Raw genomic sequence first — 15,929 nt, 5'->3', positions numbered from 1 at the left:
TAGCAACTAACCAATAACTAATAACTAATAACTAATGACTAATGACTAATGACTAATTGACTGCAAAGGTAATAATTTGGGACGGAGAGCGTCGGGATTAATACCTGCTTTGTGTGCTACCAATACACCCACTGCTTCTAAATATGAGTTTACTTGTATAGATTTGATCCCCAACGGTTGGGGAGGAACTTTTATTAGAGTTTTATTTTCTTCTACTGTAATTATTTGGCATTGTTTTTGGCTTAAACTCAGTAAGGCACTGCTACCACAAGCATTTGCTGGTACGATCGCAGCATCTACTTCATCTACCCAAATATCTTCTTGCTGCGATCCGATTGCTCCTCTCTCTACTATAAATTGTGGCGCACGGCTTAATCCTACAAGGACGCACGGCAAAAAGGTATAGCCCAATTCTTCGGCGGCGGAACGGGGAGATAAATCAGGTTGTGGAGGTTCGCTCAAAAGAGCAGGAGAATGGGCGCAAGGAATTTGAAAGGTTCGCACTAGCAAATGGCTAATTACGGCTTCTGCACCCGCCAGAGAATCTACGCCTTTACCTTGGCGATATTTCTGTACTGCTTCCTCATCCATATCATCGGGGAAACGGGCTACAACTGCGATCGCTTCTGCCCCCGCTTTTTTAATTAATATCTCAGCTGCTCGTAATAAACTATCCGGGTTGCCAATTGTTCCCCAACTAGCTCCCGATGTTGTAGTCCGCAATTCTACATTTAACGGTGCATCAGTAATTACATAATCTGTTAAAGTCAATCCCAGTGTTGCTCTGACTGCATCTGCTGCTTGTATATGTCGTAGCCGTAACTCTGGCTCAATAGCTTGGTCTAAAAGTAAACCTACTTTGTTACTGCGGACTGGACGCAAACCCCAGCATCCAGAGGCGAATTTGTCAAGCCCATAACCTTCAACATAGGAAGCATTAGGGAGATTCCAATACAAACTTGCGCCATTAAGGACATTGGGGTGAGTAATTAGGCGATCGCAAACCTGTGCTATAACTTTGGCAACAGGTAAAGCATCTCCTGCATAACCCCCAATGGCAGCCCCAACGCCTGTTGGTACAATTAAAATAGCGGTATATGGACGATTCATTTTAAGTTATGAGTGCTGAGTTATGAGTGATGAGTTTATGATTCACTTGCCATCAAATCCTAACTCCTGTACAGACGCGATTAATCGCGTCTCTTCTCCTAACTCCTAACTCTTGACTGTCGTTACCACAGCCTCAACCGTAGCTTTTTGTTCGTCAACATCCACAGAAGTAACTGCCCAACGCAGGGGTTCGCCTTGTTTCTTTAACTCTGTTTCAATTACTTCTAGTAACTCTGCGGGAGTTTCTTGTAAATCAATTTCTGCGGTAATAAAATGAGTTGTCATTTTGGTAAATCCTGTTGATTTGTAGTTTCTAGAATACTAGAATAGCTGATTTTCTCTGCAATAAAATACTTGTGTTATTTATCAGCTTTGGAAATTTTTATGAGCAGTTATCAATAATCAAACCATATACTCATTTTCAATCCGGTGAAGTACAAGTATACAAATAGACCTAACCCCCTAACCCCCTTCCCGCTTCGGGAAGGGGGAACAAGTCAAAGCCTCTCTCCTAAAAGGAGAGAGGAATGGAAGTGAGGTGAAAATTGTACCTCACGCTTGTCGAGAACCTCTATATACTGATAACTGTTTACTAATTATTAACCTTTACCAAATTGTAACTGATAAACTACATCTTCTTTTTCCGTCTGAATTTTCAAATCAGAAAGGGGTTTGGCAATACAAAGCAATACGTAACCTTGCTTTTGCAAATCTGGACTAACGCCCATACCATCAGTTTGATCCACAGTTCCCTCGCTTATTTGACCAGCGCAAGTTGTACAAACACCTGCATTACAAGAACTCGGCAGTTCCAAACCAGCAGCATCGGCAACTGATAAGATCGTTTCATTTTCAGGAACTTGCAAGGTGTGAATTTTGCCTTGGTGATCAATTTCTACAGTGTAAATTTTAGGCATATACAAAACAAGCGTGATGCAACGGACAAATGTATTAGTTTATCTGAATTAGTATAGAATATCCAGATGTTTGAAAAATTTCTGGTTAAAGAGTGATAATTATAGCAACTAATTCTGAATAATTTATATATTAGTAACATTAATTACTATACAATACACAAATAAATTAGTTAAATTTGCTTACTATGAATATGCGCGTAGGCATAGCCCGCCGTAGGCATCGCGTTTCTTTAGAGACTGTATCTGTAAGTCTGCCTTTTGGCATTGGTTCGATGTCTTGGAAAGTTGACACCACACAAAAGAAGGCGGCTTGGTCGCTTTATGTGGAATTGGTGACGCGCATTGCTGTACAACCATTGGAAGTTGACCAGGGTTTGGTACGAGAAGCGATGAATTCTCTTTATAGTTTATTTGGTACAACCCGCGAAGTTCTTAAAGCCGCCAGGCCTGATGTCGGTGCTTCTCGTGAGTCAGTTAGGGGAATTGCGATCGCTGTGTTGAATAATGGGTTAAGGCCGTTTTTGACTAAATGGCATCCGGCGTTGCAAGCGTGGGATCGTGACGACCTGTGGGGGTGAGTCCCAAGTTTTAGTATACTAGAAACCCCTCTCCAAACCTCTTCCCGAAGCGGAGAGAGGCTTTGAAACCCCTATTCACTCTTAGGGAAGGGGGCTAGGGGGGTTAGATTTCCGAGGCTTTGGTGTTACGAAAAATACTTTTCAAACATCCTCTAGACAAAATTCGCGGTTATTGCAGCGAGTCGTGATGTGATAGCAAAAACCTGATTGTAAATTGCGTTTTGGGCGAGACATGAGAAGCTATATCATTATTGCGCTAAATATACAATAATTGATTAGCAATTTCGTCTGCTGTCAAAGTATCAAGAAGGATGGCAACCCGTATCGGCAATTTCATAGGAACTTCTGCGTTTAGCAATCAAAATCCCTGCATGAAGTTGACTATTAATTAGATAGTTTGTGTGTAATTCCTCAAAATCAAGCCGATTATGAGTTAAAATAGAATGCCCAATAGATGCAGCAAAAGCTAATTGTTTTTGATCTGGTTCTCCTAACATTTGCTGTTCTCTGGCTGTTGTAGCATCAAAACCTCTTGCTAAGAGTAAAGTAGCCACAAGAACATCCATATCTTTATCAATATAAATTTGAGCAAAAATCGTCATTTTTGATTTAATCTAGCTTTAACAGCAGGATGTATTAATTCATCAGGGACATGATTACGCTCAATATATTCATTAATTTCTGCTTGATTATCTAAGTAAAAACTCAAAGCATCAAAGACTTGCGCTAAAGTTAAATGAGGTAAATGTAGCGGTATTTCTTCTGGTCTAATACCTAAACGCCAATTTTCAACAATTGCTCTCACAGGGGTTCTAGTTCCCTTAATAATCGGTTCATCTGATAAAATATCAGGCTGCCGGGTAACATAGGGAGAGTTTGTAGTAGTTGTCATACTAATAAAACTTTTGGCAGTATCTCTGTTAATCTATCACAGACTAATACCCTACGCGGAAGTCAAAAGCCTTATAGAATAAGCTTTTCATTTTTATTGAAATTTTTTCCAACTCTGCGATCGCTGTAAATCAATAATATACACTATGTAGCGATGATTGCACTCACCAACAAACTTTGGTCATCAATGTTACAATGTTGACTCTTAAGGTTACAACATAAAGCCTTAGAGCTAGAACATTAAGCCTTAAGGTTACAACATTAAGGCTTTAGGTTATAACATAAAGCCTTAAGGTTACAACATAAAGCCTTAGAGCTAGAACATTAAGCCTTAAGGTTACAACATTAAGGCTTAAAGTTAAAGCGATCGCTGTTGACATAGAATACAGACCATTTGTAGGGGCACAGCAATGCTTATTGGTGTCAACTTAACGTAAAAACCATGTCCCACAAGGAACTGAAGTTCCAGGCGGGTGAGTCAAGCTTTCAGTTAAGCTACTTTTGCTTATTTGGACACCTATGATCATTCCTGTGTCCTATTGTCTATTGCTTAAACATAATATTATTTTGCTGAAAATCAACCTTTGATGATTAAATTCCGAGAAATTACGGGCATAAATCGAGCGAATTCAAGGTTTATCGCTCGAACAATTAGAGAATTTAGGAGAAGCATTGCTAGACTTTTCTAGTGTTGCTGATTTAGAAACTTGGTTAAACCAACAATCAATATAATTCATTATTACTACACCTGGCGACTAAAAGTCGCGGCTATACGGACAAAACCCACCGATCTGGGTTAAAAATCCTTGATTTCCTCTTAGTCCATCTCCGTGGACTTTGTTTGCGTAGTAGCGAATTTTATTCGCCTAATACTTTTCAAACTATACCTTCAGTATAAAAAAAGCTGCTAATAACCGATTACCAGTAAGGCTTTCATCATCAAAGTAAGCTAAACTTTTATAGCCGAGTATTGCCTAAAAATATTTCATAATTGAAGGGAGAAAATCCCAATGGAGAAGATAAAAATGCTGGAATCATATCGTAAACACGTTGCCGAAAGAGCAGCACTCGGTATTCCCCCTTTACCATTGGATGCGAAGCAAACCTCAGAATTATGTGAATTACTGAAAAATCCGCCCAAGGGTCAAGAGGATATATTATTACATTTATTGCGCGATCGCGTTTCTCCTGGTGTTGATCCAGCAGCTTATGTCAAAGCCGGATTTCTCACCGCCATTGCCAAAAAGGAAATCACCAGTCCTTTGATTTCGCGCATAGAAGCAGTGCAATTGCTGGGCACAATGGTAGGTGGTTACAATGTGCAAGCTTTAATCGATTTGCTGCAATGGCCCACCGTATCTCTCTCAGACTCATCTGAAACACCTCTAGTAATGGGTGGACAAGGAAAAGAACCTATCGCCGCCTACGCCGCCAACGCCTTAAGTAAAATCCTCTTAGTGTATGATGCCTTCCACGATGTTTTAGAGTTGTCTAAAACCAATCCTTTCGCCAAACGGGTGATTGACTCTTGGGCAGAAGCTGAATGGTTTACCCTTCGCCCCACAGTTCCAGAAGCGATTACTGTCACCGTCTTTAAAGTTCCTGGCGAAACCAATACCGACGATTTATCACCCGCCCAAAGCGCCACAACTCGCCCAGATATTCCCTTACACGCCTTAGTGATGTTAGAGTCACGGCAACCGGGAAGTTTGAAAACCATTGCCGAACTGAAGAAAAAAGGGCATCCTGTAGCTTACGTGGGGGATGTAGTTGGTACTGGTTCCTCGCGTAAATCTGCCATCAACTCAGTATTGTGGCACATGGGAAATGATATACCTTTTGTGCCAAACAAACGTGCTGGGGGTTATGTTTTAGGTGGTGCGATCGCGCCAATCTTCTTTAACACAGCAGAAGATGCCGGTGCTTTGCCTATTCAGTGCGATGTCACCAAACTCGAAACCGGCATGGTAATTACCATCCATCCCTACAAAGGCGAAATCACTAACGTTGCTGGCGAAGTCATTTCCACCTTTGCCCTCAAACCTGACACCATCCTTGATGAAGTCCGCGCAGGTGGACGCATCCCCCTACTTATTGGACGTACCCTCACCGATAAAACTCGTCTTGCACTTGGTTTAGAACACAGCACCGTTTTCACCCGTCCCCAGCAAGCCTTTGATACAGGCAAAGGCTACAGCCTAGCACAGAAAATGGTAGGTAAAGCTTGCGGATTACCTGGCGTGCGTCCCGGCACATCTTGCGAACCCATCATCACCACCGTTGGTTCTCAAGATACCACAGGCCCCATGACCCGCGACGAATTAAAAGAACTCGCTTGTCTTGGTTTCAGTGCAGACTTAGTGATACAAAGTTTCTGTCACACAGCAGCTTATCCCAAACCAGTAGACATCCAAACCCATCACGAACTCCCCGATTTCTTTGCATCTCGTGGTGGAGTTGCCCTCCGTCCCGGTGATGGTATCATCCACTCTTGGTTAAACCGGATGCTGCTACCCGACACCGTGGGAACTGGCGGCGACTCTCACACCCGCTTCCCCTTGGGTATTTCCTTTCCCGCCGGTTCTGGATTGGTAGCTTTTGCAGCCGCTTTGGGTGTCATGCCTTTAGATATGCCAGAGTCAGTTTTGGTAAGATTTAAAGGTGAATTGCAACCAGGTATCACCCTGCGCGATGTCGTGAATGCCATTCCCTACGTAGCAATTCAAAAAGGTTTGCTCACAGCAGAAAAGCAGAACAAGAAAAATGTCTTCTCCGGGCGAATTCTGGAAATAGAAGGTTTGCCAGATTTAAAAGTTGAACAAGCCTTTGAACTCACCGATGCTAGTGCTGAACGTTCTTGTGCTGGATGCACAATTAAGCTGAGTGTAGAGACAATTTCTGAATATCTGCGTTCTAATGTAGCGCTGCTAAAAAATATGATAGCACGAGGCTATCAAGATGCGCGTACCATGCTGCGCCGTGTGGCAAAGATGGAAGAATGGTTAGCAAATCCCGTGTTATTAGAAGGCGATGCCGATGCGGAGTATGCCGAAATAATTGAAATTGATTTAAACGAAATAAAAGAACCAATTGTTGCTGCTCCTAATGACCCCGATAATGTTAAATTATTATCGGAAGTTGCTAACGATCCAGTACAAGAAGTATTCGTCGGTTCTTGTATGACAAATATCGGTCATTATCGCGCAACAGCCAAAGTTTTGGAAGGCGCAGGTGAAGTGAAAACTCGCCTGTGGATATCACCACCAACGCGTATGGATGAACACCAATTAAAAGAAGAAGGTGTATACAGCGTTTTTGGGGCTGCGGGTGCTAGAACAGAAATACCAGGATGCAGTTTGTGCATGGGTAATCAGGCACGAGTTGCTGATGGCACAACGGTGTTTTCTACCTCTACCCGCAACTTCAATAATCGCATGGGTAAAGATGCGCGAGTGTATCTTGGTTCAGCAGAATTAGCCGCAGTTTGTGCGCTGCTGGGACGACTTCCGACAGTGCAGGAATATTTGGATATTGTGGCGAGGAGAATTCATCCTTTTGCAGATGATTTGTATCGGTATTTGAACTTCGATCAAATCGTCGGTTTTGAGGATGAAGGGCGCGTGATTGCGTTAGAAGATATGCCGAGGCTTGAGGATCTTTTGGGTATGCCGACTGTGGCAAGGTAGGTAATAATAATTTCTCTTAACTGCCCACAGCTTAAAGCTTGAGACTATACTTATGAAGCCCGCCTACACGGGCTTTTTTGCTAATTATCACAAATAAATATATTTTAAGTATAATTGCGATTTTTTTGTTAAGATAGCCCAATTTATACTAAATTCAAAATGAAAGCCTCAGAAACGACTCTTCGTAACTTGCTAGAAGGTGGTAAACAGTTTCAAATACCTCTGTTTCAACGACCTTACTCTTGGAAACAGGAAAATTGGAAGACTCTTTGGGAAGATTTGATGAGTCTCTACAATGATGAAGTACAAGGTTCTTATTTTCTTGGCCCCATAGTCACACAAGCTGAATTAGGAACAGCTGACGGCATCACTCCATATGTTGTAATAGATGGGCAACAACGTCTTACCACCCTTAGTATTCTCTTAGCAGCATTACGAAATCATCTTAAAAAAGATGATAAACAAATGTCTGAACAAATATATGAATTTTATTTAATTAACAAATATCATAAAAATGACGATTACTTTAAAGTATTACCTACTCAAAATGACCGTGATGCATATAAAAATATAGTTGAAGCTAAAACAGCTAAAACAGCTAAAACCAAAAACCCAGAATCGCAATCAGGGCAAATAAATGAAGCTTATAATTTTTTTGATAAACGTCTGAAAGAATCTGTTCCTGAGCAAGATATACCTCTTGATTTAACAAAATTGAAAAAAATTATATTAGAGCAATTAGTTATAGTAAATATAACTTCTGATGCAAACGATAACCCATATCTTATTTTTGAAAGTTTAAATAATAAAGGAGAAGAACTAACTCAGGTAGACTTGGTTCGTAACTATATATTTATGAGGTTGCCGCATGAAGAGCGAGAAGAGGTATATGAGAATGAATGGTTACCTTTTGTAGAAAGTTATAAATCTAGTGTTAGCCAAAAAGTGTATTCAGACGAATTAACAAATGCATTTTGGTTTTATCTACGTAAAGATGGTGAAGCAGTTAACCAAAAAGAAATTTACAAAAATATCAAAAAACGCTTTGATAAGTCAGAGATTGGTGTAAAGTCTGAGCTACAAAACCTTATACAGTTTGCCAAGTATTACCAGCGTCTGAATTTTTGCGAACAAGAACCAGAGATTAAATTAAGATATTGCTTCCAGCAATTAAAAAGGCTTGACTTTACAACTTGTCATATATTCCTACTCAATGTTTATCACGAGTATGAAGAGGAACGCTTATCGCTTGATAAGTTTGAAGAAATTTTGCGTTATCTAGAGTCTTATTTTGTACGTCGTTTATTTGCTGGAATTTCCACCAAAACTTTAGGATTAGTTTTCAACACTTTGTACTCTGAAGTCCAGAAAGTAAATCCTAGTGATGTGGTTGATGGATTACAACAAGTCTTAAAGGGTTATGATAAGAGCAAAGTTTGGCCTGATGATGATGCATTGCGTGATGGGATTATTACCAAGGGTGTATACACTACAAGTTTAAGTGATAGAGCGAAGCTTCTTTTAGAGAGTCTAGAGTCATCTCTTACTAAAGAAAAAGTTAAGTCAGAAAGCTTAACTGTTGAACATATCATGCCCCAGACATTAAATAAAGAATGGAAAACAATGTTAGGGGTAAATCATGCTTCTATTCAGAAAAAATGGCTACATACGTTAGGTAACCTCACATTAACAGGATATAACTCTGAGATGGGTAATAAACCTTTTTCAGAAAAGCTAGCATATTTCAATACTAGCAATTTGTCTTTAAACCATTATTTTAGACAAATAAATATTTGGAATGAAGAAGCAATCAAAAAGCGTGCAGAATACTTAGCTGATATAGCTATTAAAGTCTGGCCTAGATAAAAGGAGTATTTCATTCAAAGAATACCAATACTTGGTTAAGTCCTTTATAGACTTGCGATCGCACCTCCGCACTTTACACACAGACCTAACCCCCCAACCCCCTTCCCTACCAGCGTTGGGGAAGAGGTCAATCCATGCGATCGCACCTGGTAAATTAGGGATGCAATCACTGTAAACTGTTAGAGTCTAATTCGTTTGAGATTACCACCTTGTTCGATGAAATTTTGCAACGAATGCGAGATAAAGTTTCTTCTCGCCAGTATTTAATGACGCTACACGCTGAAGAAGAAATGAGTGATGACAATCTAACAATCTATGACATTGAACAAGGTATCCTCACAGGCGAAATACTGGAACGTCAAAAAGATAAAGTGACAGCAGAATTTAAATATCGCATCAGAGGTTTAACTCTTGATGCAGAGGAAGTTGAAATAATTGCCAAGCTAAGTCCAACTGGAAAACTTGTTATCATTACTGTATACATACCCTAATACCAGGAAAGCGGCAAATGCTGTGTGATATTTGTGGAAGCGAAGGTGTAAAAGTCCGCCGAATTACTAGAACTTACGGTAAGGGTAAAGACCTGCTAGTAATAGAAAACATTCCAATGATAACCTGTACTCATTGCGGCGAAAGTTATTTAACTGCTGAAACTCTTCACAAAATTGAACAAATCAAAACTAACCGGAAAAAATTAGCTGTTGAACGTCCTGTGGAAGTGGCTAGTTTTTGATCATGAATAATTGCCAAAATTAAATATTGCTTCAGCTATTGTCTCACTAATAAACATTTATAGACTTTTACACAACAGTTTTGCGAAAGAGTGCGGGTTATTAGGTTGCTTTATCCTTAGAAAATGGACTGATAAAACAAGGGATAAATCAAGAAGCAGCAATCAAGCAACTTCATGAAGCGATCGCATCTTTTTTGGAAGTCTATAAAATAGAACCTGATATTTACCATGCTTCACTCACTATAGAATAATTAGATGAGTTTTGCTTGTGTAGTAGCAAATTATATTCGCCCAATCTTTTCAAACATAGTCTTATGCTCACCTAATTTTTAGCGTTTCCAAGAGGAATATTAATGACCACTCCATCTTTTATAAATGAACAAAATCTCTATAAACAAGACTTTTACTTGTGGACACAAACAATTGTTCATCAGTTAAAAGAAAATAATTTTAATGAAATAGATATACCTAATCTAATTGAAGAAATTGAAAACATGGGGAGAAGTGAAAAACGTGAATTAAAAAATCGATTAATTGTGCTATTAATGTACTTGATGAAATGGCAATATCAACCAGAAAAACGTAGTGAAAGTTGGCGCAGTACTATTTCTGAACAACGTATCTGTATTGAAACATTATTAGAAGATAGTCCCAGTTTACAACCTCTACTTGCAGAAGTATTTGAAGATTGTTATCAAAAAGCTCGTCTCAAAGCATCTGATGAAACAGGGATTAAATTAAATTTCTTTCCTAAAGAATCTCCTTTTACATTAGAAGAAACTTTAAAAAATAGTTATTAAGTTGGAGGAATGAATGAATTTTTACATTATAGTTTCAACAAAGCTTGATCTCCGCTTTTAGAATGTTTGCACTTTCACCGTCAGCAGATTATCAATGGCTTTATTTGTGAGCGCGCCTCTACCTATTAATTAGGGTATTTTTTTATTCGGGAAAAACCGCAGATAGTGACTTGATGAACCATAAAGGTTTTTATAAAAAAACCAGGTATCAAGTACTAGTTCCAAGAGAGCAATCAATACCCAAATTGCTAAAGAAACAATTACAGGTAGGCTGATATCAGGAAACTTCCTTTGCAAATCGATAATGCCAAATAGCAGCAAAAACAGAAGTGAAACTCCCAAGAGAAAGGACAACTTGACGATCGCAAGAATGAAACGGCTAATCTCTAATATGCGATTGTAAAGCCTGGAAAATCTTTCCAGGATTTCTTCCATATTATTGATAACAAGTAAAATTTGTTGTCGGTGCAGATGGGTAGCTAAGGAGTATTGTTGTTGCGCCTGCGCCCATTCATGTTCATTCTTAAAACGATCTAAAAGCTTTTCCAAAGGTGGCACTTCGGAGCTATTTGTCCAGATTGGGAAATCCTTTAAATGCAAGGGAACTAAATAGTTAATCAGTGCTATCAGAGTTTCTTCAAAATTACTGAGTTCGGGGGGAAGAGACTGAGTTAGACGAATGAGTTGGTCAATCTGAATCTGAAGTGTATAGTAATCTTCATATCTCCTTTGAGCGATTAACTGACTAGTAAAGGTGAGGAAAACAATTAACACCCCCAATAAAGCAGCTAGGGACTGGGATACAGCAGAAAAAAATTCAATCGCTACCTGTTTAGGTACTGTCAGCCAGGGGGCGTTTTCTCGGATAGAAAAAACTAGAGTGGCAACAAATACAAGCCCGACGATCGCTAGCTGATGGCGGGTAATCATAGCTATGGCTACCCGCACTAAAAGAATGTTACTGAGTTGAACCAGGATTTTTAGACCTGGGACTGGTTCACAAATTTGAAGTCGTTGGGCTTTGTGGGTTGACATGATTGAAAGATACACTTCCTGACTTGTTGACGATAATTGTCAAAGGTATCCGTATACTTATTTCCCACGCTGTAAACTCAGATTATTGTCCCCAGACTGAATCAATTTGCTCAGGTCAGTAACGGCCCTAGCATATTGAGGATCGGCTAATGTCCCCAAGGTTTGGTTTTGCACTAATGCTTTCTGTTGTGCCTCGGTTAACTCCACATTAATATCTGGGGCAATGCCGACATGATTGATATCTCGACCTTTCGGTGTGTAGTATTTGGCGATCGTTAGTTTCAGTCCCGAACCATCCTCTAGTGGCTCTACGGCTTGAACTAAACCTTTACCGAAAGTGCGAGTCCCTACTAAGGTGGCGCGATGATCGTCTTGCAGCGCTCCCGACAGAATTTCGCTGGCGCTGGCAGATCCCTTATCGACTAATATCACTAAGGGTTTGTCGGTGAGAGGATGTCCCGATGCATTGTAGCTTTCTTTAACTTGGTCTCGATTTACCAAAGACACGATCGCCCCTTGCTTCAACCACATACTGGCAATTTGCAAACTTGCATCCAGCAGTCCACCTGGATCGGAACGCAAATCCAAAACATAGCCCTGCACCTGCTGTTTTTCTAATGCTTGAATTGCTCGATACATCTCTGCGGGGGCCGTTTGTGTAAACTCTGGCAAACGAATATAACCAATCTTACCTGCTGCTGTTGTTTGCGTGTTGTAACTTACAGGGTGGATAGCAATATTTGCGCGGGTAAGTTTGAAAGTTTGCGATTGGCTACCCCGTTGAATCGTGAGTACTACCTTGGTTCCCACCGGACCGAGAATCCGCTTAACGGCATCATCAATTTTCATCCCCTGAGTTTTTTGACCGTTAATCTGGACAATTAGATCATCCGGTAAAATACCCGCTTTAAAGGCAGGCGTTCCTGCAATCGGGGCGACAACGGTTAAGGCTTTAGTTTTTTCATTCTGTGCCAGTTCCAGCCCTACGCCACTGAGATTGCCAGAAATATCATTATTTAGGGCTTTAAATTCTTGTGGGTCGAAAAACTCCGTGTAGCGATCGCCTAATTTTGCTACCATTTCTTGAATCGCTCCATAAGCTTCTTTCTGGGAACTATAGGAACGGCTAATATACTGCTGGCGAATTGCTTTCCAATCTTGATGATTAAAGCTGACATCAACATAATTTTTATCTAGGATTTTCCACACCTCATCCACCATCTTTTGGGGGCTAGATTGGGGTTTATCTAGAGCTTTAGAAGCGTAGGGACTACTTCCTACGAGGATTACTGCCATAACGGCTAGTTCTATATTGACGAACCATTTTTTTAACATACTTTAACTCTTGAAGAATAATACAGAATTCAGAATTCAGAGTTCAGAATTCAGAATGTAATCAATGAAGGACTCAATACCTCAGTCGCAAATAATTATTTCTGTTAGCGTAGCCCATTCTGACGACTGGCTCCTGAATTCTGTTTTAAGAAAACTACTAGAAATTACCTTAGGATTGCCCTTTGCGGTGAGGATACGCAGTCTTAAAAATATCCTGAATTTTAGTCTTTTGTTCAGCCGTGAGATTCAGGCTCAACACTGCTTTACGCATTTTTTCACCTTGTTGTAATTTTGTTGACAATTCCTTTACCTGATCTGGGGTCAGAACTGCCTCAACTTGCTTGCGAACTTCTTCGCGCTTTTGGGCGCGTTCTGGCGTATTCGATGCCGGATTTGTCGTAGAAGTATCAGATACCTTCGTCCCAGAGTCATTCCCTTGAGAGACATCTGGAGATTTAGAATTGCTGCAAGCGGTCATTCCTCCAATGAGGATAGTTGCAAGTAGGAGAGTTTGTAAAATTATCTGTTTTTTAATCATTTACTTCTCTTGTTTCTGTTATGTGTAATACGGCTGTTCTGACTCAATTTCGGAGAAGATGTTTGAAAAATTGCTGCTTTACTCATACCAGCTAATCTTAGAAGTTGGAATGATTTTGCACATGAGCTAGAATTCCTAACCTAACCAGTAAAAAAGTACTCAATTTATTGTGACTTTTTTCCTAATTTATAAATAGTTAATTAGTCGGAACGGCTCTACCGATACTAGAGACAAATTCGTTATATAAGGAAGTAATGGGTACTGGGGACTGGGTACTGGGCAAAAAATTATCAGTAAGATTTGATTGGGATTTGAATTCCTATTCAAATCTTCCCAGTCCCCAGTTCAATATTTCCCTCTAAAATTGTGAAAATACCTATGGTTTTGTTAGAAAGGCCATTGAGTTGGAACAGTTCTATGGTTCGCTTGACGTACCCATCGTTTCGTCTGTTGCTTTACTTAGAGTGGCTGTTATTAGCCACAGCAGTGTTCATGGAAGTTCTGCTGCCATTTCAGTTGTCCTGGTCGTTGCTGCTACGAGTTCTGGCGATCGCTACCTTCAGCTTGCTGGGCTTGAAACTACCAATGGTTAAGCTGGAAACAAAATTACTTTATACAGCCCTGGAATTCGGTTTAATTTGGCTACCAGCGACTCAACATAGCTTATCTCCTCGCTCCGTTTTGCTGCTGTGTCTGGTACTGGTGATGCGGAGTTGTCTGATATTTAAGCTATCGGGACAGTTGGTTGTCTTGATTTTATCTCTGCTGTCTCATGGAACACTGCTTTTGTCAAGACCCATTGAACCAGAGAATTTTATGCGAGATAAGATGATCGCCATGTCCTGGGATTGGCGATTAAGTAATATATTATTGTTTAGCTTAACGTTAGTATTTGCTTTATTGTTAATTAATGCACTGCTTGCAGAGCGTCAAAGTCGAGAGCAGTTAGAAATTGCCCATCAGCAATTAGAGAGAACCAATCAACAACTGTGCCAGTATGCGCTACGGATTGAAGATCAGGCAACCTTGCAGGAACGCAACCGAATTGCCCGCGAAATTCATGATGGGTTAGGACACACTCTCGCCGCCCAAACCATTCAGATTAATAATACTCTGTTGTTCTGGCAATCAAATAATGATAAAGCATTGACATTTCTCAAACAGGCGAAAGAATTGGGGGCTGAGGCGCTGCTAGAAATTCGGCGATCGCTTTCTGTTTTGCGTTCAAATCCCTTGCAAGGGCAATCTCTCAAATCAGCCATTGAAAAGCTACTGACAGATTTTCAGCAAACCACAGGTATTGAACCGTCCTGTAAAATCGATCTACCGTACAGTTTACCAACAGAAGTAAACACGGCCCTTTACCGCATTGTGCAAGAATCGTTAACAAATATTTGCAAACATGCTCAGGCAACGAGTGTCACTGTTAGACTACTGGCTCACGCTGGAATAATTCATTTGTCAATCGAAGATAATGGAAAAGGGTTTAACCCCACTCAAAATACAACCGGGTTTGGGTTACAAGGGATGCGAGAACGGGCGCTTGCACTGCGCGGCCAGTTGAATCTCCACAGTCAACTAGGAACTGGTTGCTGTATTTCTGTTTCTTTGCCACTATCAAAGCTAGCTTATGATTCAGATTTTATTAGTTGACGATCAGCATCTGATTCGCCAGGGGCTTAAGAGTATGCTTGAGTCGAATGCAGAGATGCAAGTAATCGGTGAGGCGGAGAATGGGCAACGGGCGCTCGAACAGATTGCCGCGCTGCAACCCGATATTGTGCTAATGGATATCCGAATGCCCGTAATGGATGGAGTTGCCACAACAAAAGCGATCGCTCAACAATATCCTGATATTAAGGTTCTCGTCCTTACCACCTTCGATGATGATGAGTATGTTTTCCAGGCGATGCGGCTAGGTGCAAAGGGCTATTTGCTCAAGGACACCGAACCAGATGAACTAATGTTGGCAATTCGATCCGTCTACAAGGGACAAACCTTACTCGGCCCAGGATTGTTTGAGAAAGCACTCATGCCTATTGCTGCACCTGTTGCATCTGTGCAACCCCCTCCAGAATTGGCGCAACTCACACCCAGAGAATTAGATGTATTGCGGTTAATTGCTTGTGGAGCCAATAACCGTGAAATTGCTGAATCCCTGTTTCTTTCAGAAAATACTGTTAAGAATTATGTTACCAACATTTTGAGTCGGTTGAGTTTACGCGATCGCACTCAAGCCGCTTTGTTTGCCTATTCGTTGTTTGGTGAACTTAAATAGATAAATACAAAAATAATATCAATACCACACCAGAGTAAGCGATCGCTCTTTGTGGAGGAATGCGCGGGTATCCCAAAGGAACTCACACTGGGATATTAACAGCTTCTATCTGTGGTCAGTGCGGTTATACAGAGATGTATGTGATATCAAGTCCGGTGAATC

The 15,929-nt window shown here is 40.6% G+C and carries 16 protein-coding genes and 2 pseudogenes; 10 read left to right on the top strand and 8 right to left on the bottom strand.

Features of this window, described 5'->3' with window-relative positions; translation table 11 throughout:
• Positions 1–45: 45 nt before the first annotated feature.
• From ACFE90_RS09005 to ACFE90_RS08995, 3 genes are all read right to left on the bottom strand, one after another.
• A complete protein-coding gene (locus ACFE90_RS09005; RefSeq protein ID WP_375499687.1) occupies positions 46–1,110 on the bottom strand; it encodes a DUF3326 domain-containing protein in 1,065 nt (354 codons plus the stop codon).
• A gap of 105 nt (positions 1,111–1,215) precedes the next feature.
• The gene (locus tag ACFE90_RS09000) at positions 1,216–1,395 is read right to left on the bottom strand and encodes a hypothetical protein (RefSeq protein ID WP_229548581.1); all 180 of its coding nucleotides are present in this window, start codon (positions 1,393–1,395) and stop codon (positions 1,216–1,218) included.
• 314 nt (positions 1,396–1,709) lie between these two features.
• Positions 1,710–2,027: a 2Fe-2S iron-sulfur cluster-binding protein gene (locus tag ACFE90_RS08995; protein ID WP_375499685.1), complete on the bottom strand. Its 318-nt coding sequence runs from the start codon at positions 2,025–2,027 to the stop codon at positions 1,710–1,712.
• Positions 2,028–2,299: 272 nt separating this feature from the next.
• Here ACFE90_RS08995 and ACFE90_RS08990 point away from each other — a divergent pair.
• Positions 2,300–2,613: pseudogene (locus ACFE90_RS08990) on the top strand (hypothetical protein); the annotation flags it as partial.
• Between the two features lie 294 nt (positions 2,614–2,907).
• Here ACFE90_RS08990 and ACFE90_RS08985 read toward each other — a convergent pair.
• A complete protein-coding gene (locus tag ACFE90_RS08985; protein WP_375499683.1) occupies positions 2,908–3,207 on the bottom strand; it encodes a DUF5615 family PIN-like protein in 300 nt (99 codons plus the stop codon).
• Entirely contained in the window at positions 3,204–3,497 is a 294-nt protein-coding gene (locus ACFE90_RS08980; RefSeq protein WP_375499681.1) for a DUF433 domain-containing protein, read from the bottom strand. The genes ACFE90_RS08985 and ACFE90_RS08980 overlap by 4 nt, the downstream gene beginning before the upstream one ends.
• 617 nt (positions 3,498–4,114) lie before the next feature.
• Between ACFE90_RS08980 and ACFE90_RS08975 the strand changes: the two are divergent.
• The 7 genes and pseudogenes from ACFE90_RS08975 to ACFE90_RS08945 all read left to right on the top strand — a co-directional run.
• A pseudogene (locus ACFE90_RS08975) lies at positions 4,115–4,228 on the top strand (DUF4351 domain-containing protein); the annotation flags it as partial.
• A gap of 293 nt (positions 4,229–4,521) precedes the next feature.
• Positions 4,522–7,182, top strand: coding sequence for a bifunctional aconitate hydratase 2/2-methylisocitrate dehydratase (gene acnB, locus ACFE90_RS08970; protein WP_375499693.1), 2,661 nt, complete (start codon positions 4,522–4,524; stop codon positions 7,180–7,182).
• Between the two features lie 159 nt (positions 7,183–7,341).
• Complete coding sequence (locus ACFE90_RS08965; protein ID WP_375499679.1) at positions 7,342–9,048, top strand: DUF262 domain-containing protein; 1,707 nt, start codon at positions 7,342–7,344, stop codon at positions 9,046–9,048.
• A gap of 31 nt (positions 9,049–9,079) precedes the next feature.
• Positions 9,080–9,223: a hypothetical protein gene (locus ACFE90_RS08960; protein WP_375499677.1), complete on the top strand. Its 144-nt coding sequence runs from the start codon at positions 9,080–9,082 to the stop codon at positions 9,221–9,223.
• Between the two features lie 34 nt (positions 9,224–9,257).
• The gene (locus ACFE90_RS08955; RefSeq protein ID WP_334821952.1) at positions 9,258–9,539 is read left to right on the top strand and encodes a DUF4258 domain-containing protein; all 282 of its coding nucleotides are present in this window, start codon (positions 9,258–9,260) and stop codon (positions 9,537–9,539) included.
• A gap of 17 nt (positions 9,540–9,556) precedes the next feature.
• Positions 9,557–9,781 carry a type II toxin-antitoxin system MqsA family antitoxin gene (locus ACFE90_RS08950; RefSeq protein WP_375499675.1) on the top strand — a complete coding sequence of 75 codons (225 nt, stop codon included), beginning with the start codon at positions 9,557–9,559 and terminating at the stop codon, positions 9,779–9,781.
• A 353-nt stretch (positions 9,782–10,134) separates the two neighbouring features.
• Positions 10,135–10,581 (top strand): DUF29 domain-containing protein, encoded by a 447-nt coding sequence (locus ACFE90_RS08945; protein WP_375499673.1) that lies wholly within the window; start codon positions 10,135–10,137, stop codon positions 10,579–10,581.
• 129 nt (positions 10,582–10,710) lie between these two features.
• Here the strand turns inward: ACFE90_RS08945 and ACFE90_RS08940 are convergent, their stop codons facing one another.
• The 3 genes from ACFE90_RS08940 to ACFE90_RS08930 form a co-directional block, all read right to left on the bottom strand.
• Positions 10,711–11,616 carry a hypothetical protein gene (locus tag ACFE90_RS08940; RefSeq protein ID WP_375499671.1) on the bottom strand — a complete coding sequence of 302 codons (906 nt, stop codon included), beginning with the start codon at positions 11,614–11,616 and terminating at the stop codon, positions 10,711–10,713.
• Between the two features lie 57 nt (positions 11,617–11,673).
• Positions 11,674–12,951: a S41 family peptidase gene (locus ACFE90_RS08935; protein WP_375499669.1), complete on the bottom strand. Its 1,278-nt coding sequence runs from the start codon at positions 12,949–12,951 to the stop codon at positions 11,674–11,676.
• A gap of 169 nt (positions 12,952–13,120) precedes the next feature.
• Complete coding sequence (locus ACFE90_RS08930; protein WP_375499667.1) at positions 13,121–13,489, bottom strand: hypothetical protein; 369 nt, start codon at positions 13,487–13,489, stop codon at positions 13,121–13,123.
• 417 nt (positions 13,490–13,906) lie between these two features.
• On the opposite strand from ACFE90_RS08930, the gene ACFE90_RS08925 reads away from it, so the two are divergent.
• Both ACFE90_RS08925 and ACFE90_RS08920 read left to right on the top strand, forming a co-directional pair.
• The gene (locus tag ACFE90_RS08925) at positions 13,907–15,142 is read left to right on the top strand and encodes a sensor histidine kinase (protein WP_375499665.1); all 1,236 of its coding nucleotides are present in this window, start codon (positions 13,907–13,909) and stop codon (positions 15,140–15,142) included.
• A complete protein-coding gene (locus ACFE90_RS08920) occupies positions 15,120–15,767 on the top strand; it encodes a response regulator (RefSeq protein ID WP_375499663.1) in 648 nt (215 codons plus the stop codon). The genes ACFE90_RS08925 and ACFE90_RS08920 overlap by 23 nt, the downstream gene beginning before the upstream one ends.
• Positions 15,768–15,929 lie beyond the last annotated feature (162 nt).

This window comes from uncultured Nostoc sp. (assembly GCF_964245445.1).
GTDB lineage: Bacteria > Cyanobacteriota > Cyanobacteriia > Cyanobacteriales > Nostocaceae > Nostoc.
The sequence above is the reverse complement of the archived record's forward strand: the minus strand, read 5'-3'. Positions and strand labels throughout refer to the sequence as shown.

Bases quoted from the DNA above. Each gene is read 5' to 3' on its own strand.
- ACFE90_RS09005 (WP_375499687.1), bottom strand. From the start codon at position 1,110: ATGAATCGTCCATATACCGCTATTTTAATTGTACCAACAGGCGTTGGG.
- ACFE90_RS09000 (WP_229548581.1), bottom strand. From the start codon at position 1,395: ATGACAACTCATTTTATTACCGCAGAAATTGATTTACAAGAAACTCCC.
- ACFE90_RS08995 (WP_375499685.1), bottom strand. From the start codon at position 2,027: ATGCCTAAAATTTACACTGTAGAAATTGATCACCAAGGCAAAATTCAC.
- ACFE90_RS08985 (WP_375499683.1), bottom strand. From the start codon at position 3,207: ATGACGATTTTTGCTCAAATTTATATTGATAAAGATATGGATGTTCTT.
- ACFE90_RS08980 (WP_375499681.1), bottom strand. From the start codon at position 3,497: ATGACAACTACTACAAACTCTCCCTATGTTACCCGGCAGCCTGATATT.
- acnB (WP_375499693.1), top strand. From the start codon at position 4,522: ATGCTGGAATCATATCGTAAACACGTTGCCGAAAGAGCAGCACTCGGT.
- ACFE90_RS08965 (WP_375499679.1), top strand. From the start codon at position 7,342: ATGAAAGCCTCAGAAACGACTCTTCGTAACTTGCTAGAAGGTGGTAAA.
- ACFE90_RS08950 (WP_375499675.1), top strand. From the start codon at position 9,557: ATGCTGTGTGATATTTGTGGAAGCGAAGGTGTAAAAGTCCGCCGAATT.
- ACFE90_RS08945 (WP_375499673.1), top strand. From the start codon at position 10,135: ATGACCACTCCATCTTTTATAAATGAACAAAATCTCTATAAACAAGAC.
- ACFE90_RS08940 (WP_375499671.1), bottom strand. From the start codon at position 11,616: ATGTCAACCCACAAAGCCCAACGACTTCAAATTTGTGAACCAGTCCCA.
- ACFE90_RS08935 (WP_375499669.1), bottom strand. From the start codon at position 12,951: ATGTTAAAAAAATGGTTCGTCAATATAGAACTAGCCGTTATGGCAGTA.
- ACFE90_RS08930 (WP_375499667.1), bottom strand. From the start codon at position 13,489: ATGATTAAAAAACAGATAATTTTACAAACTCTCCTACTTGCAACTATC.
- ACFE90_RS08925 (WP_375499665.1), top strand. From the start codon at position 13,907: ATGGTTCGCTTGACGTACCCATCGTTTCGTCTGTTGCTTTACTTAGAG.
- ACFE90_RS08920 (WP_375499663.1), top strand. From the start codon at position 15,120: ATGATTCAGATTTTATTAGTTGACGATCAGCATCTGATTCGCCAGGGG.